This is a genomic window from Rubellimicrobium sp. CFH 75288, assembly GCF_009904055.1.
In the GTDB taxonomy this organism is placed as follows: Bacteria; Pseudomonadota; Alphaproteobacteria; order Rhodobacterales; family Rhodobacteraceae; genus Rubellimicrobium.
Map to the genome: position 1 here is coordinate 90339 of NZ_WYDP01000010.1, position 20022 is coordinate 110360.

The 20022-nt window shown below is 73.0% G+C and carries 22 protein-coding genes; 11 read left to right on the top strand and 11 right to left on the bottom strand.

The genetic code is table 11. The features are described 5' to 3' along the window. Window positions 1-10: 10 nt before the first annotated feature. The 3 genes from GT358_RS10870 (at window position 11) to GT358_RS10880 (ending at window position 4278) form a co-directional block, all read left to right on the top strand. Window positions 11-997: a glycosyltransferase family 2 protein gene (locus GT358_RS10870; RefSeq protein WP_208103480.1), complete on the top strand. Its 987-nt coding sequence runs from the start codon at window positions 11-13 to the stop codon at window positions 995-997. Between the two features lie 86 nt (window positions 998-1083). Further along, the gene (locus GT358_RS10875) at window positions 1084-2790 is read left to right on the top strand and encodes a beta-1,6-N-acetylglucosaminyltransferase (protein WP_166582680.1); all 1707 of its coding nucleotides are present in this window, start codon (window positions 1084-1086) and stop codon (window positions 2788-2790) included. A 6-nt stretch (window positions 2791-2796) separates the two neighbouring features. Next, complete coding sequence (locus tag GT358_RS10880; RefSeq protein ID WP_166582639.1) at window positions 2797-4278, top strand: nodulation protein NodH; 1482 nt, start codon at window positions 2797-2799, stop codon at window positions 4276-4278. 46 nt (window positions 4279-4324) lie between these two features. On the opposite strand, the gene GT358_RS10885 is transcribed toward GT358_RS10880, so the two are convergent. The 7 genes from GT358_RS10885 to GT358_RS10915 all read right to left on the bottom strand — a co-directional run bounded on the left by GT358_RS10885 (window position 4325) and on the right by GT358_RS10915 (window position 9313). Beyond that, on the bottom strand, window positions 4325-4789 hold the full coding sequence (locus GT358_RS10885) for a PTS sugar transporter subunit IIA (RefSeq protein WP_166582681.1): 465 nt from the start codon (window positions 4787-4789) through the stop codon (window positions 4325-4327). An 11-nt stretch (window positions 4790-4800) separates the two neighbouring features. After that, a complete protein-coding gene (gene hpf / locus GT358_RS10890) occupies window positions 4801-5430 on the bottom strand; it encodes a ribosome hibernation-promoting factor, HPF/YfiA family (RefSeq protein WP_166582640.1) in 630 nt (209 codons plus the stop codon). Window positions 5431-5617: 187 nt separating this feature from the next. Then, on the bottom strand, window positions 5618-6415 hold the full coding sequence (lptB, locus tag GT358_RS10895) for an LPS export ABC transporter ATP-binding protein (protein WP_166582682.1): 798 nt from the start codon (window positions 6413-6415) through the stop codon (window positions 5618-5620). A gap of 80 nt (window positions 6416-6495) precedes the next feature. Further along, the gene (locus GT358_RS10900) at window positions 6496-6972 is read right to left on the bottom strand and encodes an LptA/OstA family protein (RefSeq protein ID WP_166582641.1); all 477 of its coding nucleotides are present in this window, start codon (window positions 6970-6972) and stop codon (window positions 6496-6498) included. A gap of 38 nt (window positions 6973-7010) precedes the next feature. Continuing rightward, complete coding sequence (locus tag GT358_RS10905) at window positions 7011-7676, bottom strand: hypothetical protein (protein ID WP_166582642.1); 666 nt, start codon at window positions 7674-7676, stop codon at window positions 7011-7013. A 49-nt stretch (window positions 7677-7725) separates the two neighbouring features. Further along, complete coding sequence (locus GT358_RS10910) at window positions 7726-8712, bottom strand: SIS domain-containing protein (RefSeq protein WP_243730834.1); 987 nt, start codon at window positions 8710-8712, stop codon at window positions 7726-7728. After that, window positions 8702-9313 carry a ribonuclease D gene (locus GT358_RS10915; protein WP_166582643.1) on the bottom strand — a complete coding sequence of 204 codons (612 nt, stop codon included), beginning with the start codon at window positions 9311-9313 and terminating at the stop codon, window positions 8702-8704. The genes GT358_RS10910 and GT358_RS10915 overlap by 11 nt, the downstream gene beginning before the upstream one ends. A 387-nt stretch (window positions 9314-9700) precedes the next feature. Here GT358_RS10915 and GT358_RS10920 point away from each other — a divergent pair, with 387 nt between their 5' ends. Both GT358_RS10920 and GT358_RS10925 read left to right on the top strand, forming a co-directional pair. Then, window positions 9701-9895, top strand: coding sequence for a hypothetical protein (locus GT358_RS10920; protein WP_166582644.1), 195 nt, complete (start codon window positions 9701-9703; stop codon window positions 9893-9895). 131 nt (window positions 9896-10026) lie between these two features. After that, a complete protein-coding gene (locus tag GT358_RS10925) occupies window positions 10027-10986 on the top strand; it encodes a DMT family transporter (RefSeq protein ID WP_166582645.1) in 960 nt (319 codons plus the stop codon). Window position 10987: 1 nt separating this feature from the next. Here GT358_RS10925 and GT358_RS10930 read toward each other — a convergent pair whose 3' ends face one another. Next, window positions 10988-11857: a branched-chain amino acid aminotransferase gene (locus tag GT358_RS10930; RefSeq protein ID WP_166582646.1), complete on the bottom strand. Its 870-nt coding sequence runs from the start codon at window positions 11855-11857 to the stop codon at window positions 10988-10990. A 147-nt stretch (window positions 11858-12004) separates the two neighbouring features. Between GT358_RS10930 and GT358_RS10935 the strand changes: the two genes are divergently transcribed. Together GT358_RS10935 and GT358_RS10940 are read left to right on the top strand one after the other, a co-directional pair. After that, window positions 12005-12526 carry a MarR family winged helix-turn-helix transcriptional regulator gene (locus GT358_RS10935; protein WP_166582647.1) on the top strand — a complete coding sequence of 174 codons (522 nt, stop codon included), beginning with the start codon at window positions 12005-12007 and terminating at the stop codon, window positions 12524-12526. Next, window positions 12523-13269, top strand: coding sequence for a response regulator (locus GT358_RS10940; protein WP_166582648.1), 747 nt, complete (start codon window positions 12523-12525; stop codon window positions 13267-13269). The genes GT358_RS10935 and GT358_RS10940 overlap by 4 nt, the downstream gene beginning before the upstream one ends. Before the next feature lie 359 nt (window positions 13270-13628). Here GT358_RS10940 and GT358_RS10945 read toward each other — a convergent pair whose 3' ends face one another. From GT358_RS10945 to GT358_RS10955, 3 genes are all read right to left on the bottom strand, one after another. Continuing rightward, window positions 13629-13781 (bottom strand): Trm112 family protein, encoded by a 153-nt coding sequence (locus GT358_RS10945; protein ID WP_243730841.1) that lies wholly within the window; start codon window positions 13779-13781, stop codon window positions 13629-13631. Window positions 13782-13855: 74 nt separating this feature from the next. Next, entirely contained in the window at window positions 13856-14497 is a 642-nt protein-coding gene (locus GT358_RS10950; protein WP_166582650.1) for an LON peptidase substrate-binding domain-containing protein, read from the bottom strand. Window positions 14498-14537: 40 nt separating this feature from the next. Next, a complete protein-coding gene (locus GT358_RS10955; RefSeq protein WP_166582651.1) occupies window positions 14538-15425 on the bottom strand; it encodes a co-chaperone YbbN in 888 nt (295 codons plus the stop codon). 123 nt (window positions 15426-15548) lie between these two features. Between GT358_RS10955 and GT358_RS10960 the strand changes: the two genes are divergently transcribed. The 4 genes from GT358_RS10960 to GT358_RS10975 all read left to right on the top strand — a co-directional run bounded on the left by GT358_RS10960 (window position 15549) and on the right by GT358_RS10975 (window position 20021). Continuing rightward, a complete protein-coding gene (locus GT358_RS10960) occupies window positions 15549-16181 on the top strand; it encodes an SGNH/GDSL hydrolase family protein (RefSeq protein WP_166582652.1) in 633 nt (210 codons plus the stop codon). A 273-nt stretch (window positions 16182-16454) separates the two neighbouring features. Next, a complete protein-coding gene (locus GT358_RS10965; protein ID WP_166582653.1) occupies window positions 16455-18086 on the top strand; it encodes a peptide ABC transporter substrate-binding protein in 1632 nt (543 codons plus the stop codon). A gap of 80 nt (window positions 18087-18166) precedes the next feature. Next, window positions 18167-19090: an oligopeptide ABC transporter permease OppB gene (gene oppB, locus GT358_RS10970; RefSeq protein ID WP_166582654.1), complete on the top strand. Its 924-nt coding sequence runs from the start codon at window positions 18167-18169 to the stop codon at window positions 19088-19090. A 13-nt stretch (window positions 19091-19103) separates the two neighbouring features. Next, window positions 19104-20021 (top strand): ABC transporter permease subunit, encoded by a 918-nt coding sequence (locus tag GT358_RS10975; RefSeq protein ID WP_166582655.1) that lies wholly within the window; start codon window positions 19104-19106, stop codon window positions 20019-20021. Window position 20022 lies beyond the last annotated feature (1 nt).

The window sequence follows — 20022 nt, forward strand, 5'->3', positions numbered from 1 at the left end:
CTCGTACCGGATGCGTCTGCGCCGCAAGCGCTACCGCCTCCGCGCCATTGTCCGGCGGCGGGACCTGCAGGCCGTCGCCGACCGGACCCGCGCCATCCGGCGCAGCGACATCCTCGTGCTGACCTGCCTGCGCAACGAGGCGGTGCGTCTGCCCTGGTTCCTGCGCTACTATCGCGAGATGGGGGTGAACCACTTCCTGGTCGTGGACAACGGCAGCACCGATGGCGGGCGCGAGATGCTCGCCGAGGAGCCCGACGTCTCGCTCTGGACCACGGGGGCGAGCTACCGGGCCGCGCGCTATGGGGTGGACTGGCTCAACGGCCTCGCGATGCGCCATGGCTTGGGCCACTGGTGCCTGACCGTCGATCCCGACGAGCTTCTGGTCTATCCCTTCTGCGACACGCGGCCCCTGCGCGCGCTGACGGACTGGCTGGACGCCTCGGGGATCAAGTCCTTCGGCGCGATGCTGCTCGACATGTATCCCAAGGGGCCGATCGGGGCGCAGCCCTACCGCCCCGGCCAGGACCCGCTGGAGATCGCCCCCTGGTTCGATCCGGGCAACTACTCGATCTACCGCAACCCCCGCTACGGCAATCTCTGGATCCAGGGCGGCCCCCGGGCCCGCGTCTTCTTCGCCGACGAGCCGTGGCGCGCCCCCGCGCTCAACAAGATCCCCCTGGTCCGCTGGGACCGGACCACGGCCTATGCCTCCTCCACGCACATGCTCCTGCCGCGCGGCCTCAACCTCGTCTTCGACGAATGGGGCGGGGAGAAGACCTCGGGTCTGCTGCTGCACACCAAGTTCCTCCACGTCTTCGGCACCCGCGCCGAGGAGGAGGCCCGGAGGGGCGAGCATTACCGCGCCGGGGCCGAATACCGCGCCTACGCCGAGGGCGGGGTCGCCTCCACCGATCTCTGGACACCCTGGAGCGAGCGGTACATCAACTGGCGCCAGCTCGAGATCCTCGGTCTGATGTCCAAGGGGAACTGGGCATGACGGGTTCCGTCCAGGGTCGCCTCCGCCGCGCCTCCGCCGCCGCGGGCCGGACCCCCGCGGCCGACGGGACGGTGCTCGGCATCGTCATGCTGGTCCACACCGCCTTCGACCGGGCCGAGCAGGTGATCCGCTTCTGGGCCCGGGGGGGCTGTCCGGTCGTCGTGCACGTGGACCGCGTCGTGCCGCGCCGGGCCCACGACGCCTTCGTGCTGCGCCTGCGCGACCTGCCGGGCGTCAGCTTCTCCCGGCGGCACCGCTGCGAATGGGGCACCTGGGGGATCGTCGCGGCCACCCTCGCCTCCTGCGAGGCGATGCTCGCCCGGCATCCGGAGGTGGGGCACGTCCTTCTCGCCTCGGGCTCCTGCCTGCCGCTCAGGCCCGTCGCGGAGCTGCGCGCCTATCTGGCCGAGCGGCCGGGAACCGACTTCATCGAATCGGCCACCACCGCCGACGTGCCCTGGACCGTGGGCGGCCTGTCGGAGGAGCGGTTCACGCTGCATTTCCCCTTCGCCTGGCGGCGGCAGCGCCGGCTCTTCGACCGCTGGGTGGCCATCCAGCGCCGGCTGGGCCTGCGCCGCGCGATCCCGGACGGGATCGTGCCCCACATGGGCAGCCAGTGGTGGTGCCTGACGCGGGCGACCCTCGCGGCCATCCTGACGGACCCCGACCGGCCGCGCTTCGACCGCTACTTCCGCCGCGTCTGGATCCCGGACGAGAGCTACTTCCAGACCCTCGCGCGCCGCCACACCGCCCGGATCGAGAGCCGCTCGCTCACGCTTTCCAAGTTCGACTGGCAGGGCAAGCCGCACGTCTTCTACGACGACCACCTGCCGCTCCTGCGCCGGTCGGACTGCTTCGTGGCGCGCAAGATCTGGCCCCATGCGGAGGGGCTCTACCAGGCCTTCCTGTCGGAGACGGGCCACGGCCTGCCGCGGGAGCCCAACCCCTCCAAGATCGACCGCGTCTTCGCCAAGGCGGTCGAGCGGCGCACGCGCGGGCGGCCGGGTCTCTGGATGCAGAGCCGCTTCCCGCGCGAGGGCTGGGGCGGCCCCCCGACCGCCGGGCCCTATTCCGTGTTCGAGGGCTTTGCCGAGCTCTTCGAGGACTGGGAGGAGTGGCTCGCCCGCGCCACGGGTGCGCGCGTCCACGGCCATCTCTTCGCCCCCGGCCGCGTGGAATGGGAGGGTCGCGGCCCCACCTTCGCCGGGGCGCTGCCCGACAATCCCCGCTGGCGCGACCACAACGCCCAGATGTTCCTGCGCAACCTCGTCTGGAACACCCGGGGCGAGCGGCAGTGCTTCCAGTTCGGCCCCCGCGACAGCCAGCTGCTGAGCTGGGACTTCGCCAAGGACCCCAACGCCCAGATCGCGGTGATCTCGGGCGCCTGGATCGTTCCGCTCTTCCGCGACCCGCCCCCCGACCTGCGGGCCGAGGCGGCGCGCCTCCAGCGCATCGAATCCGATCACCTGGCCGCGCTGCGCTCGCCCCATGCCAAGGCCCGCATCCGCATCTGGACCCTGGCGGAATTCCTCGAGAACCCGGCCGAGGCGCTCCAGTCCGCGCTCGACGACATGGTGCCTGCCCGCGCCGCCGCGACGGCGCCCCGCCCGCGCCTGGCCAGCCTGCCCCGGCTGGCCGACCTGACGGGGCTCGGGGCCTTCCTCCAGGGGCTCAAGAATGCCGGCATGCATCCCTATCTCATGGGCGACCTGCCGCCCGATCCGCCGCAGGCCGGCGGCGCCGCCCCCTCCGCCGCGGCTCCGCCGGGCCGCCGCCCCTATCTTGTCCGCTGAGGCGCCATGATCCCCCCCGCCCCGGCCTCCGCCGGTCCCGGTCCGCAGAGCGCGCCCGCCTTCGACCTCTTCGCCATCCTGGCCGAGATGCGCACCGGCTCGAACTTCCTCGAAGCCCAGATCGCCGCGCTGCCCGGCACGGCCGTCCACGGCGAGGCGTTCAACCCCGCCTTTCTGGGTCAGCCGGGCGGCGAGAGCCTCCTCGGCGTGGACCGCGCGCGCCGCGACGCCGATCCGCTCGCGCTGCTCGCGGCGTTGCGCGCGGCCCCCGGGCTCAACGGCTTCCGCCTCTTCGGCGACCACGATCCCCGCGCCATCGAGGCGGTCCTTCTCGACCCGCGCTGCGCCAAGATCGTGCTCACGCGCAATCCCGCCGAAAGCTACGTGAGCCTCAAGATCGCCGCCCGGACCGGCCAGTGGCGCCTGACCAACCCCGCCCATGCCCGCTCCGGCGCCGTCCGCTTCGACGCGGAGGAGTTCCGCGCCCATCTGGATCGCCTCCAGGCCTTCCAGCTCCGCATCCTGCGCGCGCTCCAGACGACCGGGCAGACCGCCTTCTTCGTCGATTACGAGGACATCCAGGACCTCGCCGTGATCCAGGGCCTCGCCCGCTGGCTGGGCCTTCCGCCGCCCGAGGCGCTCGACCGCCGCCTCAAGAAGCAGAACCCCGAACCGCTCTCCGACAAGGTCGTCAACTTCGCCGAGATGGAGGCCGCGCTCGGCGGCGCGCTGGACCGCTTCGACCTGTCGCGCACCCCCAACTTCGAGCCGCGCCGCGGCCCCGCCGTGCCGCGCATGGCCGCCGCCTTCGGCCTGCCGCTGCTGACGATGCCCGTCCCCGCAGGGCCGGAGGAGGCGCTGCTCGCCTGGCTGGCCGCGCTCGACCCCGAAGGCCGCGTGGTCGAGGGCTTCACCCACCGCACGCTGGCGCGGTGGAAGGCTGCCCGTCCCGGCCATCGCAGCGTCACGATCCTGCGCCACCCCCTGGCCCGGGCCCATGCGGCCTTCTGCACGCGCGTGCTCGCGCCGGACGGGGCCGCGCCGCTGCGCGAGGCGCTGGTCCGGCTCTGGGGCGCGGCGATCCCGCCCGAAGGGGTGCGGCTGCCGGAGGCGGGCTGGCCCCCCGGCTGGGACGCCGCCGCCCACCGCGCCGCCTTTGGCGCCTTTCTCCGGTTCGTCCGCGCCAACCTGTCCGGCCAGACGGCGCTGCGCACCGATCCCGCCTGGGCGAGCCAGATCGCCACGCTCCAGGGCTTCGCCCAGATCGCGCCCCCCGACCTCGTGCTGCGCGAGGAGGAGGCGCCCGAGGCGCTGCCCGCGCTGGCCCGCCGGCTCGGGGCCGCCGACCCGCCGCCCTTCCGCGACCCGGACCCGCTCGCGCGGCGCCTCGCCGAGATCCACGATCCCGCCCTCGAACAGGCCGCCGAGGAGGCCTGCGCGCGCGACCATGCCGCCTTCGGCTTCGGCCGCTGGCGGCCGCCCGGCTGAACGCGCCGCGGACCGCCCGGGGGCCTGGCCGGGTCGGACCCGCCGCTCAGGCGGCCAAGTCCGTGGGCCCCTCGGTCAGGATCGTGTGCAGCGTCGCCGGGTCCGAATTGGCGCGCAGCTTCTGGCAGATGGCGGGGTTGCGCATGGTCCGGCTGACCAGGGCCAGCGCGCGCAGATGCTCCACCCCGGCCGAGGCGGGGGCGAGCAGGCAGAAGACCAGATCCACCGGCAGGCGGTCCACCGCATCGAAGTCGAGCGGCCGGTCGAGCCGCAGGAACAGACCCCGGACGCGGTCGAGCCCGTCGATGCGCGCATGCGGCAGCGCCACGCCGTGCCCCACGCCGGTGGGGCCCAGCGCCTCGCGCTCGGCCAAGGCCTCGGCCACGCGGGCGGGATCGAGGCCCCAGCAGGACTGGGCCATCTCGGCGAGGTCCGCAAACAGCCGCCGCTTGGACGGGGCGGCGGACTGCACGCGCACCCCGTCCGGCCGCAGGATGCGGTCGAGTCGCAGCGCGCCGCCCGTCATGCCCGCCCGCCCGCACCGCTGGAGGCGCGGCCCTCCGTCTGGGGATCGATCCAGCCGATGTTGCCGTCCTCGCGGCGATAGACGACGTTGATGGCGCCGCCCTTCTCGTTGCGGAACACCAGCACCGGCGCATGGGCGAGTTCCATCTGGAGGACCGCCTCGCCCACGGTGAGCGAGGGGACGCGAGTCTCGGTCTCGGCGATGATGGCCGGGGCGCCGTCAGCGGCCGTGCCGTCGGCCCCCGGGGCCTCGGGCTCGTCGCTCTCGTCGGCGAAGGGGGCGAGGATGGCGGCAAAGGCCGGGCTCGTGTCCACCGGCAGGACGCGCTCCTTGTGGTGGTCCTTCAGGCGGCGCTTGTGGCGGCGCAGCTGCTTGGCCATGCGCTCGCGCGCCTCCTCGAAGGCGGCATAGATCTCGGTGGCTGCCCCCCTGGCCTGGACGACAAGCCCCGTGGACAGGTGCACGAAGATCTCGCAGCACAGGAGGTGGGCATCGCGCGAGAAGGTGACCTGCGCATCGGTCGGACGGCCGGCATACTTGCCCGCGGTCTCCGTCAGCTCGCGCGTCACATGGGCCGCGAGCGATTCACCGATGTCGATCTGCTTGCCGCTGACTTCGATGCGCATGTCCTCTCCTCGCATCAGGTCCGGCCGCCGGGGCGGCCGGATCGGGATCGGCCCCGGCTGCTGCCGGAGCCGGGGCGGCAGGACGGATTCTCGCGCCCCCGCCCCCCTCTGTCAACGCGGTGCCCCCCGGCGGGCCGGCCGGGTGTCGTCGGCACGACTCCCTGTCCGGCTCCCCCCGCGCGGCCCCTCACGGCCGCCGCCGCGCCGCCGGCGCCTCGGCCGCGGCGGACAGGCCCGGCAGCGGCGCGTCGAAGCCGTGGCCCAGATAGACGCGGCGCACCGTCTCGTCGCGGACCACCTCCTCGGGCGTGCCGCTCATCAGCACCCGCCCGTCATGGAGGATATAGGCCCGGTCCACGAGGCCGAGGGTCTCGCGCACGTTGTGGTCCGTGATGAGCACGCCGATCCCCCGCCCCTTGAGCCCCTCGACCAGATGCCGGATCTCGCCCACGGCGATCGGGTCCACCCCGGCAAAGGGCTCGTCCAGAAGGACATAGGACGGATTGGCGGCCAGACAACGCGCGATCTCGACCCGCCGCCGCTCGCCCCCCGAGAGCGCCAGCGCCGGCGCCCCGCGCAGATGCGCCAGCCCGAACTCGCCCAGAAGCGCCTCGAGCCGCACGCGCCGCGCCTCGCGCGGGGTGGACAGCTCCAGGATGGCGAGGATGTTGTCCTCCACCGACAGGCCGCGGAAGATCGACATCTCCTGCGGCAGATAGCCCAGCCCCAGCCGGGCGCGGCGATACATGGGAAGCGCCGTGACGTCGTGGCCGTCCAGCACGACCTGCCCGCCCTCGGGCGGCACCAGCCCGGCGATGGCGTAGAAGCAGGTGGTCTTGCCCGATCCGTTGGGACCCAGAAGCGCCACCACCTCGCCGGGGGAGAGGTCCACCGACACGTCGCGGATCACCGGCCGGCGGCGATAGCTCTTGCGCAGGCCCCGCACGGACAGCCCGCGCCGCACCAGGCCCGGATCGGCGGCCACGGGCTGGAGGGGCGGCCGCGCCGCCGCCGGCCCCGCACCCCGCAGGTCGCGGACCGCTCCACCCTCGGGGCCCGCCGGGCTCACGGCGCCGCTCCGGGCGACAGGATGGTGCGCACCCCGCCCTCGAGCCGCGCCGTCCCGGCGGCCAGATCGACCGCCATCCGCTCGGCGGCGAGCGCGTTGCCCCCCTGCGTGAGCAGCACGTCGCCCACGAGCAGCAGCGTGCCTGCGTCGATGTCGTAGATCGCCTCGCGCGCCTCGGCCGCGGCATCCGGCGCGGCAAGCGTCACCCCGCCCCGCGCAAGAAGCCGGGCGATGCGGCCCGTCGCGGCGGCATAGACCACCTCCACCTCCTCGGCCGCCAGGCGCAACCCTCCCTGCGAGACGGCGACGCCGCCGCCGAACACGGCCGATCCCGTCTCCTGATCGACTTCCAGCGTCTCGGCCGCCACCTCCACCGGCGCCTCCGGGTCGGGCGCCAGCGCCCCCAGCGCCACCTGCTGGGCCAAAGCCGGCAGGGGAAGGAGCAGAAGAAGGGCGAGAAGGGCTCGGACCATGGAGGGGATCCTGTCGGAGGCGGCGCGGGCGGGGTCCGTCAGGGTGCGGACGGACGGGACGGGTCTGGCGCCTCCCCCGGCGGGGGGCGGCTCCGGGGCACATATAGCAGCCGCACGCCATCCGTGAACAGCAGCCGGCCCGGCGCCCGCACGACCTCGAGCGCGCCCGCCTCGATCCGGCCCCAGGGCGCCTCGGCCCGGACCGGCCCCGACAGGCGCAGCTCGCCCGTCTCCAGCGAGGCTTCGGCCGAGGGCGCCGAGAGGCTCCAGGCCCCTTCGGCCCCCCGGGCGGTCGCCCGCACCCCGTTGGTCAGCCGCAACCGGCCCGTCGTCCCGTCGGCCTCGCCGCGGGCGGCGGCCACGCGCGCCCGGCTGCCGTCGGCCCCCTCGGCCAGCAGGACCGGGGCCTCCAGCACGAAGACGTCGCGCCGGCCGGGCACGGGGCTCAGGCGGCGTGCGGACAGCTCCACGGCCGTGCCGTCGGGTGCGAGCCCCGCCAGCCGCGGGGCCTCGATGCGCTGCTCGCGCGCGATCTCCTCGATCCGCCCGAAGGGGATCGCCCCCTCGCGGGGGCCGCGCGCCAGCAGGAACACCGTCGAGAGCAGGCCCAGCGCCACGAGCGGCAGCGCCACCTTGGCCCAGGCGACCACGCGCGCGCGGCGGCGAAAGGGGATGCGCAGCGGCGCCGGGCGCGGCCCGCCCACGCCTCCGCGCGGCGGGCGGTCCCCGGGGGCGCCCTCCCCCTCCTGCATGTCAGGCGGCGCCGGCGCGCAGGCAGTCGTGAAGATGCACGAGGCCCAGCGCGCGGTCCGGCTCGGCCGGATCGGTGACGAAGAGGCAGGTGATGCGGTGCGCGTTCATGGCCCCCACCGCCTCCTCGGCCAGGGCGTCGGGCGCGATCGTGCGGGGGTGGCGCGTCATCACCTCGCCCGCGCGATGCTCCAGAAGGCCGGCCATGTGGCGCCGGAGGTCGCCGTCGGTGATGACGCCGCAGAGCCGCCCGGCGGCATCGGTCACGCCGGTGACGCCGAAGCCCCGGCCGCTCATCACCAGCAGCGCCTCGGCCATGGGCGCGTCCTCCCCCACCAGGGGGACCGCGTCGCCGCGATGCATCAGGTCGGCCACGCGCGTCAGCCGCGCGCCCAGCCGGCCGCCCGGATGGAACAGGCGGAACGCCTCGGGCGTGAAGGCCCGCGCCTCCATCAGCGCCACGGCCAGCGCGTCGCCCAGCGCGAGCATCATCGTGGTCGAGGTGGTGGGCACGAACCCGCCCCCGCAGGCTTCGGGCACCGCGGGCAGCGCCAGCACCGCATCCGCCGCGCGCCCCAGCGCCGAATCGGCCCGCGCGGTCACCGCCAGAAGCGGGATGCCGAAGCGGCGCGTATGCGCCACGAGATCGGCGAGTTCCGGCGTCTCGCCCGAATTGGACAGGCACAGCACCACGTCGCCCCGCAGCATCATGCCCAGATCGCCATGGCTGGCCTCGGCGGGATGGACGAAATGCGCGGGCGTGCCCGTCGAGGCGAGCGTGGCCGCGATCTTGCGCGCGACATGCCCCGACTTGCCCATGCCCGACAGGATCACGCGCCCCTGCGCGCCGAGGCAGAGCGCCACCGCACGGTCGAAGCCCTCGTCCAGCGCGTCGGCCAGGCGGCGCAGCGCCTCGCCCTCCTCGCGGATCACCCGCGCGGCCGTGGCGCGCGCGCGCGCCAGATCCGGGGCGGCGGTCTCAGTGGGCAAAGATGTCCACCTCCGGCCATCCGGCCAGGTCGAGCCGCGCCCGGTGGGGCAGGAAGTCGAAACAGGCCTGCGCGAGTTCCGTCCGCCCCTCCCGCGCCAGAAGCGCGTCGAGCGCCTCGCGCAGCCGGTGCAGATGCAGCACGTCCGCCGCCGCATAGTCGAGCTGCGCGGGGCTCAGCGTCTCCGCACCCCAGTCGGATTGCTGCTGGAGCTTGGAGATGTCGATGCCCAGAAGCTCGCGCAGGAGGTCCTTGAGCCCGTGCCGGTCGGTGAAGGTGCGCACCAGGCGCGAGGCGATCTTGGTGCAGTAGACCGGCTGCGCGAGCACGCCGAAGGCGTGATCCAGCGCGGCGATGTCGAAGCGGCCGAAATGGAAGATCTTGAGCACGTCCCGATCGGCCAGCAGCCGCTCGAGACGGGGCGCGCGCCGCTGGCCCGGTGCGACCTGCACGAGGTGGCACTCCCCGTCGCCGGCCGACATCTGCACAAGGCAGAGCCGGTCGCGCCAGGGGTTGAGACCCATCGTCTCGCAGTCGATCGCCACGGCGGGCCCCAGATCGAGCCCCTCGGGCAGATCGCCCCGATGCAGATGGTTGGCCATGCCGGGCCCTCCCGCGCGCGGCGCGCCGTGCGCCGTCCGGCGGACCTACAGGGGTGGCCTGCCCCGGTCAATCCGCCCCCCGTCCGGGCGCGCTCCCCTCGAAAATTCCGCCGCGCCCGGAACCGGCGGGGGCGGGGCGCGTTCTTCCTGCGCAGCCGGTGCCCATTGTGCCTGTCCCGAAGCGGGGCACCGGATCATCCGGCCGTGGCTTCCCCTCCGCGGCCCGGCCCGCCGGAGAGTGTTCCCCTCGCTCTCCGGCGGTTGCCGTTCGGGACGCCCGCCGGCCCCTTCCGGCGGTCTGCCGGGCGGACCCCGGCGTTGCGCGCGGGGGTGAAATCGGCGCCGATCCGGCCTAGATTGGAGGTCCCACGCACGAGGGAGGCTCCCATGCGTCATCCGATCGACCATCCCGGCCCCGAGAACGCGGCGCTGCGCCTGCGCCACTTCCTGCGGCTGGAGCGGGAAGGCGTGCGGCATCCGGCGACGCGCACGCTCCATGCGCGCCGGCCCGCCGCTCCGGCGGAAGGGCGGCTCGCCCCGCTCCTGCGGCTCCTGCGCGGCCGCCGCGAGGAGGCGAACTGACCGCACGCCCCGCCCGTCAGCGGCAGGGCGGGGTTGCATCCGCGCGGGCTTGCGGCGGCGGCCTGCCGGGCTAGACGGGGGGCGGAGGCGGCCACGGCCGTCCCGTCCCATCCCGTCGAGGTGCGCCCTCCATGCCTTCGGACCCGCCGGCCGCGTCCCCGGTCCCTGCCGCCCAGGCCGGACGGCCGCTGCTCGGCATCGCGCTCAAGCTCGGCTCGGTGCTGGTGTTCACCGCCATGGCCGCGCTCATCAAGGCCACGAGCGAGCATGTCCCGGCGGGGCAGGCGGTCTTCTTCCGCTCCTTCTTCGCCACCCCGGTGATCCTGGTCTGGCTGCTCTGGCGCGGCGACTTCCCGCGCGCGCTCGCCACGCGCGATCCCCTGGGGCATTTCTGGCGCGCCTTCGTGGGCACGCTGGCGATGGGGCTGGGCTTTGCGGGGCTCGGTCTTCTGCCTCTGCCCGAGGTCACGGCGCTGGGCTATGCCGCGCCGCTTCTCGTGGTGGTGTTCGGCGCGATGTTCCTGGGCGAGCGGGTGCGCAAGGTGCGCCTGGGGGCGGTCGCGCTGGGGCTGGCGGGGGTGCTCGTGGTCCTCTGGCCCCGCCTGTCGGCCGGCGCCGGCGCGGCCGAGGCGCTGGGCGCGGTGGTCACGCTGATGGGCGCGGTCTTTGCCGCGCTCGCGCAGGTCTTCGTGCGGCGCCTGACGATGACCGAGGGCACGGCCGCCATCGTCTGGTGGTTCTCGGTCACCTCCGCCGTGCTGGCGCTTCTCACCCTGCCCTTCGGCTGGGTCCTGCCCGCCCCGCGCGAGGCGCTGCTTCTGGTCTGCGCGGGGCTTCTGGGCGGGCTGGGGCAGATCCTGCTGACGGCCGCCTACCGCAACGCCGAGGCGGGGCTCGTCGCCCCGTTCGACTATGCCTCCATGCTGCTCGCGGTCGCGATCGGCTGGTGGATCTTCGGCGAGCTGCCGACGGGCACGACGGTCGCCGGAGCGGCGCTGGTCATCGCCGCGGGCGTGCTCATCATCTGGCGCGAGCGCCAGCTCGGCCTGCGCCGCGCCCGCACCCAGCCGCTGACGCCGCCCGGCGGCTAGGTCAGGCCCGCACGAGCCGCTCGTAGGCCTCCATGATCTCGCGCGCGAGCGCGCCCACCTCGAATCGCCACGGCCCGATCTCGGCCACCGGCGTGACCTCGGCCGCGGTGCCGGTCAGCCAGCACTGCTCGAACCCCTCGAGTTCGGCGGGCTCGATATGGCGCTCGTGCACGCGGATCTGCCGCTCGCGCAGAAGGCCGATCACCGTCTGCCGCGTCAGACCGTTGAGAAAGCAGTCGGGCAGGGGCGTGTGCACCTCGCCGTCCCGGACGAAGAAGATGTTGGCCCCCGTCGCCTCGGCCACGTAGCCGCGATAGTCGAGCATCATCGCGTCCGAGCAGCCCTTGGCCTCGGCCGCATGCTTGCTCATGGTGCAGATCATGTAGAGACCCGCGGCCTTGGCCTCCGAGGGGATCGTCTCGGGCGAGGGCCGCTTCCACTTGGCCACGTCGAGCCTGGCGCCCTTCAGCTTGGCGTCGCCGTAATAATTGCCCCATTCCCAGCCCGCCACCGCCAGCCGCACGGGGTTGCGCCGCGCGCTCACCCCCATGTCGGGGCCCGCGCCGCGCCAGGCGATCGCGCGCACATAGGCATCCGTCCAGCCGTTGGCGCGCAGCATCTCGTCCTTGGCCGCGTCGATCTGCTCGGCCGTCCAGGGGATCTCCATGTCCAGAAGCTCGGCCGACCGGATCAGGCGCAGCGTGTGCTCGGGGCCCTTGAAGATGCGCCCGCCATAGCAGCGCTCGCCCTCGAACACGGCCGAGGCATAATGCATCGCATGGGTCAGCACATGGACCTGCGCCTCGCGCCAGGGCACGAGCCGCCCGTCCATCCAGATCCACCCGTCGCGATCGTCGTAGGCCCCGGCCATGCGCGTCCCCCTCCGGCTTCGTTGCGCATGGCCGGCCTGAGGCGACACGATCCTGCGCGCTGGGGGGCAGCACTAGCCCTGCCCCCTTGGAATGTCAACGAGGCTGACTTATCCTCGCCCCGGACAGGCCCTGTTCAGGAGGCGCCCATGCCCGACCGCGCGACCGGCGGCCAGGCGCTGCTCTTTCTGACCGACGAGCAGCTGCGCCGCGGCATCGAGGCGATGTTCTTCGCCTATCGCGGCTTCACCGCCGATCCCGACCGCATCCTGGCCGAGCGCGACCTCGGCCGCGCCCATCACCGCGCGCTGCATTTCGTCGCCCGCTCGCCGGGACTGACCGTCGGGCGGCTCCTGCTGCTGCTCGGCGTCACCAAGCAATCGCTCAACCGCGTCCTGCGCCGCCTCGTCCAGGACGGTCTCGTGGAGGCGCAGGTGGGCCGCGAGGACCGGCGCGAGCGGCACCTGCACCTCACCGAGGCGGGGGCGGCGCTCGAACGCGCCCTGTCGGACGCCCAGCGCGAGCGGATGCGCGCGGCCTTCCGCGCCGCCGGGCCCGCGGCCGTGCAGGGCTTCCGCCAGGTGCTCGAGGCGATGATGGATCCCGAACTGCGCCGCCTGTTCGAGGAGGAGCGCGACCGTCCCGCGCGGGAGGGGCGCACCGGCCGATGACCGCGCCGCTCCAGACCGCCTCGGGCGAGCCGCCGCACCTTCTGATGGTGGACGACGACGAGCGCATCCGCCTGCTGCTTGGCCGCTTCCTGCGCCGGTCGGGGCTTCTGGTGACGGCGGCGCGCGATGCCGCCCAGGCGCGGCGCCTGCTCGAGGGGCTGGCCTTCGATCTCGTCGTGCTCGACGTGATGATGCCGGGCGAGGACGGCATCGCGCTCTGCCGCCACATCCGCGCGACATGGGGCACGCCCGTGCTGCTGCTGACCGCGCGCGGCGAGACGGGCGACCGCATCGCCGGGCTCGAGGCGGGCGCGGACGACTACCTCGCCAAGCCCTTCGAGCCGCGCGAGCTGCTCCTGCGCATCGGCGCCGTCCTGCGCCGCGCCGCGCCCGCGCCGCCGCCGCGCGGCGGGGGGCGCGTGCTGCGGCTGGGCGCCATCCGCTTCGATCCCGACCGCGCCGAGCTGCGCAGCGACGAGGGCGAGGCGCCGCGCCTGACCGCGACGGAGGCCGGGCTTCTGCGCGCGCTCGCGGCCGAGCCCGGCGCCACGGTGACGCGCGCGCGGCTGGTCGAGGCGGCAGGGGGGGCGACGGGCCTTCTGCGCGGAGCGCCCACCCTCGCGCAGGAGCGCGCCGTGGATGTCCAGATCACGCGCCTGCGCCGCAAGATCGAGCCCGACCCCCGCCAGCCGCGCTATCTCCAGACCGTCCGCGGTGCGGGCTACCGCCTCCTGCCCGACTGAGACCCTCAGCCCCCCGCCGCAGCGCGGCGCAACACCACCGCGCGGTGGTGTAACGCTTCGTTAACCTCCCTGTGGCAGGGTGCCCCCACGCGCCCGATCCTTCCGTCCCGGCGGACCGGAGGGGCGGCGCGGACGACCGGGGCGGGACCTGCAACGATCAGGCGGCCGCCCATGCTCTTTGCAGGGGTGGGGCATCCCGAGATGCCCGAGGTTCCGCCGCATCCCACCGGGCCGCTTGGCTGCGCAGGTGCTCGTCCACGGCGCGGAGGCGGACATCCCCGGCCGCCGCGCGTCGCAACGCGCCCGCCCCCACGGGGGCGGCACCCTCAGGCCCCTCAGGGGGAGGACGGACCGCGCGCTCAGTCGAGCGCGCGCGCCTCCGACAGGAGCATGATGGGAATCCCGTCGCGGACCGGAAAGGCGAGATGGGCCGCCCGGCTCACCAGTTCCTGCCGTGCGGGATCGAAGGTCAGCGGACCGTGCGTCTGGGGACAGACCAGCGCCTCCAGCATGCGCGGATCGAAGGCCCGCGATCCGCCCGCCGGCTCCGCGGCCTCGGCGGCGGGATCGTCTCCGTCCCAGTCGGTCATTGCATCATCTCCCCCTCGCGCCCGCCGTGAAGCGCGAACTCGATCAGCGTCACGAGCGTCTCGCGCCGCGTGGGCAGGGTCGGCGCCTCGAGCAGGGCCTGCTTGTCCTCGGGCGGGAAGGGGCAGAGCATCGACAGCGAGTTGACCAGAAGCTCGTCCTCGGCCTCGCGCACGGCGTCCCAGTCGGTGGACAGGCCCTGCGACTGGAAGTAGCGGTTGAGCAGTTCCAGGAAGGGCGCCCGGTCCAGGCCGGGATCGCGCTCGGCCGGGCCGCGGTCGCGCTCGAACCCCTCCCAGGAGACCTCGCAGCGCCGGTAGGGCGTGAACCCCTCCACCTCGCGCAGGATGCGGAAGCGCGAGACGCCCGACAGCGTGATCATGTAGCGCCCGTCCTCCGTTTCCGAAAAGGCCGTGAGCCGGCCGGCGCAGCCGACCGCATGGAGCCGGCGCTGGCCGTCTGGCGCATCGAAGGGCTGGACCATGCCGATGAGGCGGGCCGGCGTCTTGAGGGCATCCTCCACCATGGCGAGATAGCGCGGCTCGAAGATGTGGAGCGGCAGCCGCGCCCGCGGCAGCAGCAGCGCCCCCGGAAGGGGGAAGACGGCAATCGTCTCGGGCAGGTCCGCAGGGAGGGGCATGGCGGTGATCTAGGGCGCCGCCGCCGCAGAGAAAGGTGTCTCAGGCAAAGATCAGGGACGACAGCCGCCGCCGCCCCGCCAGCGCGATCGGGTCCTTGGGCGGCAGGCTGTCGAAGATCTGCAGAAGCTGGGTCTTGGCGGCGCCGTCGTTCCACTCGCGGTCGCGGCGGAAGATCTCCAGAAGCTGGTCCACGGCCCCCTGCACGTCGCCGCGGGCATGCAGCGCGGTGGCGAGATCGAACCGGGCCTGGTGATCGGACGGGTCGCGCTCGACCCGGGCGCGCAGCTCCTCGACGGGGCCTGCCTTGCTCGCCTGCCGCGCGAGCGCCAGCCGGGCCCGCGCCGCCTCCATCTCGGGCCTGGTGGCGATGGAGGCGGGGGCCCCGTTCAGGATCGCCTCCGCCTGGTCGAAATCGCCCGCGAGGGTCGTGGCCCGCACGAGGCCGGCATAGGCGCGGGGGTTCTCCGGCTCCTCGCGCAGGATGGCGGCAAAGGTCTCGGCCGCATCGACGGCCGCGCCCTGCTCCAGCATCGCCTCGGCCGCGTCCAGCGCCTCGCCGAGTCCCCCGTCCCCGGCCAGCGCGGCGAGCTTGCCCACGAACTGCTCCACCTGCGAGGGCGGCAGCGCCCCTTGGAAGCCGTCCACGGGCTGGCCCTGCCAGAAGGCATAGACCGTCGGGATGGACTGGACGCGCAGCTGGGCGGCAAAGGCCGGGTTCTTGTCCACGTCGATCTTGACGAGGCGCACCTTGCCCTTCTGCTTGCGGACCGCCGATTCGAGGGCGGGGCCGAGCTGGCGGCAGGGGCCGCACCAGGTGGCCCAGAAGTCCACGATCACCGGGACCGCGCGCGAGGCCTCCACGACCTCCGCCATGAAGCCCGCATCCGTGCCGTCGATGATGTCCCGCGCCTCGGCCGCCTGTGCCATCGCCCTGCACCTCCTTCCGGTTCCGCGCCTATATGGGCCGAGCCGGTAGCAAGGGAAAGGGGCCTTCCGGGAGGCTCCGCCGGCCGCTAGCCTCGGGCCGAGGCCCCCTGGCGGAGGATCGTCATGCCCGTGCTCCTGTGCTTCGGCGACAGCAACACCCACGGCACCCCGCCCATGTCCGCCCGGGGAGAGGTCCGCCGCCTCGGGCCCGAGGCGCGCTGGCCCCGCGTGGCGGCCGCCGCCCTGCCCGGCTGGGAGGTGGTGGAGGAGGGCCTGCCGGGACGGACGGCGCAGTTCGCCGACCCCGTCATGGGGGCGCACATGGACGGACGGACCGGCCTCAGGATCGCCCTCGAGAGCCACGGCCCCCTCGACGCGCTGGCGATCATGCTCGGCACCAACGACGTCAAGGCCCGCTTCGCGCCCAGCCCCGAACGCGTCACGGCCGGAATCGCCGCGCTTCTGGACATCGCGCTCTGCGACGAGATGCAGGCACGCCACGGCGGCTTCCGGGTGCTGGTGATCTGCCCGCCCCCGGTTCTGGAGGGCGGCCCCTTCGCGGGCGAGTTCCTGGGCGCCCAGGCCGTCTCGCGCGCGCTCGCCCCCCTCTACCGGGCGCTGGCCGAGGCGCGCGGCTGCGGGTTTCTCGATGCGGGCCGCACGATCGCGGCGAGCGCGGTGGACGCGATCCATTTCGACGCCGAGGCCCATCGCCGGCTGGGCGAGACCGTGGCCGCCGCGATCCGCGCGCTCTAGAGGCTGCCGCCCGCGCGCGGCAGGGCCCCGGCCCCGTCCTGCCCCTTCGCGCCGGCCGGACGGGCGGCGGAGGCCCTCCGCCGCTCCCGGCGGGTCCCGCACCGGCGATGTGCCGCGATGTCACGAGCCTTCCGCGACCCTTTGGACTTGCCAAGCGACGCGCGCCCCACGAAGGATCGCGCAGTTTCGCCCCCCGGTTGAAGGGGGCGGACGCGTTCCCACCCGAGCGGGGCCGGACAGGGAGTGGCCCCGCCGCAAGACAGGGAGTCCCCCATGACCTTTCGCACCCTGATCGGCGCGGCCTCGCTGGCTGCGCTTCTCGCCACCGGGGCGCTCGCGCAGGCGACGCATCCGGTCACGGGCGAGCCGCTGGCGGAGAACCAGACCTTCACCTACCGGGTCCTCGACGAGTTTCCCTCGATCGATCCCGGCCTCGTGGAGGACGTGGAAGGCAGCCACATCGCCCGCCAGCTCTTCGAGGGCCTGCTGAACCAGGACGCGGAGGGCAACATCGAGCCCGGCGTCGCCACCGAATGGGAGGTGAGCGAGGACGGCCTGACCTACACCTTCCGCCTGCGGCCCGAGGCGACCTGGTCGGACGGCACGCCGGTGACGGCCCACGACTTCGTCTATGCCTGGCAGCGCGCGGCCAGCCCCGAACTCGCCTCGCCCTATTCGTGGTACATGGAGCTCATGCAGCTCGAGAACGTGAGCGAGGTCATCACCGGCGACCGGCCGGTGGAGGATCTGGGCGTGCGCGCGCTCGACGACCACACGCTCGAGGTGCGGATCACCACGCCCCTGCCCTACTTCCTCCAGATGGTCACGCACACCACGACCTTTCCCGTGCCGCGCCACGTCATCGAGGAGCACGGCGACGCCTGGACCCAGCCGGGCAACATGGTCGGCAACGGCGCCTATGTCCTGAGCGAGCGCGTTCCGCAGGAGCGGCTGGTGATGACGCGCAACCCGAACTACTGGGACGCCGACAACGTCATCCTCGAGACGATCACCGCGCTCGTGATCAACGACGAGAACCAGGCGCTCACGCGCTGGCGCGCGGGCGAGCTCGACCAGACCGACATCCCGATCGGACAGTATCCGCGCCTGCTCGAGGAATTCCCGACCGAGGCGCACGCGCTGCCGAACCTCTGCGTCTACTACTACAACCTCAACCTGAGCGAGTCGGGGCCCGAGGCGCTCAAGGACGTGCGCGTGCGGCAGGCCCTGTCGCTGGCCATCGACCGCGACCTGCTCGTCAACAACGTGCTCGCGGGCGGGCAGGTGCCGGCCTACGGCCTCGGGCACTGGGCCGTCGCCGGCTACGAGATCCCCGACGACATGCCCTTCACCGACCTGTCCATGGACGAGCGCCGCGAGATGGCGCGCGAGCTCATGGAGGAGGCGGGCTTCGGCCCCGGCGGCGAGCCGCTGACCTTCGAGATCCTGTTCAACACCTCGGAGGCGCACCAGCAGCTCGCGGTGGCCATCGGGCAGATGTGGCAGCAGACGCTGGGCGTGAACACGACGCTCGCCAATCTCGAATGGCAGACCTTCCTCGATGCGCGCGGCAACCAGCAATACGAGATCGCGCGGGCCGGCTGGTGCGCCGACTACAACGAGGCGTCGTCGTTCCTCGACATCGTGACCACGGCCTCGGGCTACAACGATTCGGCCTATTCGAACCCGGAACTCGACCGCCTCATGGAGGAGGCCCGCACGGCCGAGGACACGCTGCCGCTCTACCAGGAGGTGGATCGCATCATCGCGCGCGACGTGCCGGTGATCCCGATCTACTTCTACTCGACCAACATCATGATGGACGACACGATCCGCGGCTATCCCTTCGAGAACGCGCAGGAGACCTGGTACGGCCGGACGATGTACCGGATCGCGCAGGAGTGATCGGCGCCTGATGGCCAAGGGGCTCGCCCTCCCCTAGGGGGGCGGGCCCATGCCCCCCCAGGGGGCCGGGGATTTCCGCGATGCTGAGTTTCATCCTCCGCCGCCTGCTGGTGGCGATCCCGACGATCCTCATCCTGATCGTCATCTCGTTCGTGCTGATGTTCGCCGCACCGGGCGGACCGTTCAACAGCGACCGGCCCCTGCCGCCGGCCGTCATGGCCAACATCGAGGCGCGCTACGGGCTCGACCAGCCCTATGTGGTGCAGATGTTCACCTATGTGAAGAACATCGTCCTGCACTTCGATTTCGGCCCCTCCTTCCGCTACCGCGACCAGACGGTGTCGGGGCTGATCGCCCAGGGCTTTCCCGTGACGCTGACCTACGGGCTCTGGGCCTTCGTCGTCGCCACGTCGCTGGGGCTGGCGCTGGGCATCGCCGCCGCGATCCGGCACAATTCCTGGCTCGACTACCTGGCCACGGGAACGGCGATCGGGGCCTCGGTGCTGCCCAACTTCGTGCTCGCCCCGATCCTCGTGCTGGTGTTCACGCTGTGGCTCGGCTGGCTGCCCGGAGGCGGCTGGTACGGGGGACAGTGGCAGTACGTGGTGCTGCCCGTGGTCGCGCTCGCCACCTCCTATCTTGCCGCAATCGCGCGGATCATGCGCTCGTCCATGATCGAGGTGATGAACTCGCCCTTCATCCGCACGGCGCGGGCCAAGGGGCTGCCCATGCGCCGCATCGTGTGGCGCCATGCGCTCAAGCCCGCTCTGCTGCCGGTGCTGAGCTACATGGGCCCGGCCTTCGTGGCGATGATCACCGGATCGGTGGTGATCGACGTGTATTTCTCCACCGGGGGAATCGGGCAGTATTTCGTCAACTCGGCGCTCAACCGCGACTACCCCGTGATCATGGGGGTCACGATCCTGGTCGGCGCGCTGACCATCCTGTTCAACCTCGTGGTCGACGTGCTCTACGCCTGGATCGACCCCAAGATCCGCTACTGAGGGAGGGCCGCCCATGGCGCTCACCGAACCCACGGTCGAGGCGATCGTCCACAGGGAGCCGCCCCGGGGCCGCTCGCTCTGGGTGGATGCAAGGCGACGCTTCCTGCGCAACCGCGCCGCGACGGTCTCTCTGGTCGTCCTCGTCCTGATCGCGCTCTTCGCCTTCTTCGGACAGTTCCTGACCCCCTACGACCGGGCGACGGTGGACTTCTCGCTCATCGGGATCAATGCCCAGCAGGGCTATCCGTCGCTCGAGACGCGCCGCTACTTCGGCACCGACATGGAAGGGCGCGACCTCTATGCCCGCACCGTGCAGGGCACCCGCCTGTCGCTGATGATCGGGATCGTGGGCAGCCTGGTCGCGGTGGTGGTGGGCACGCTCTATGGCGCGATCGCGGGCTATGTGGGCGGCCGCGTGGACGGGGTGATGATGCGGATCGTGGACATCCTGCTCTCGATCCCGTTCATGTTCGTGCTCATCCTGCTTCTGGTGATGTTCGGCCGGTCGCTCCTGATGCTGTTCATCGGGATCGGGCTGATCTCGTGGCTGCCCATGGCGCGGATCGCACGCGGCCAAACGCTGTCGATCAAGAACAAGGAATTCGTGGAGGCGGCGATCGCCACGGGCGTGCGGCCGCTCACGATCATCCTGCGCCACATCGTGCCCAACCTGGCCGGCGTGGTGATCGTCTATGCGACGCTGCTGATCCCGGAGATGATCATCTACGAATCCTTCATCTCGTTCCTGGGGCTGGGGGTGCAGGAGCCCAACACCTCGCTCGGGGCGCTGATCTCCCGGGGGGCGGCGCAGCTCGGCAACGGGGTGCCCTGGCAGCTGGGATTCCCGTTGTTCTTCTTCGTCACGATGCTCTTCGCCTTCTACTTCGTGGGCGACGGGCTGCGCGACGCCATCGACCCCAAGGACCGCTGAG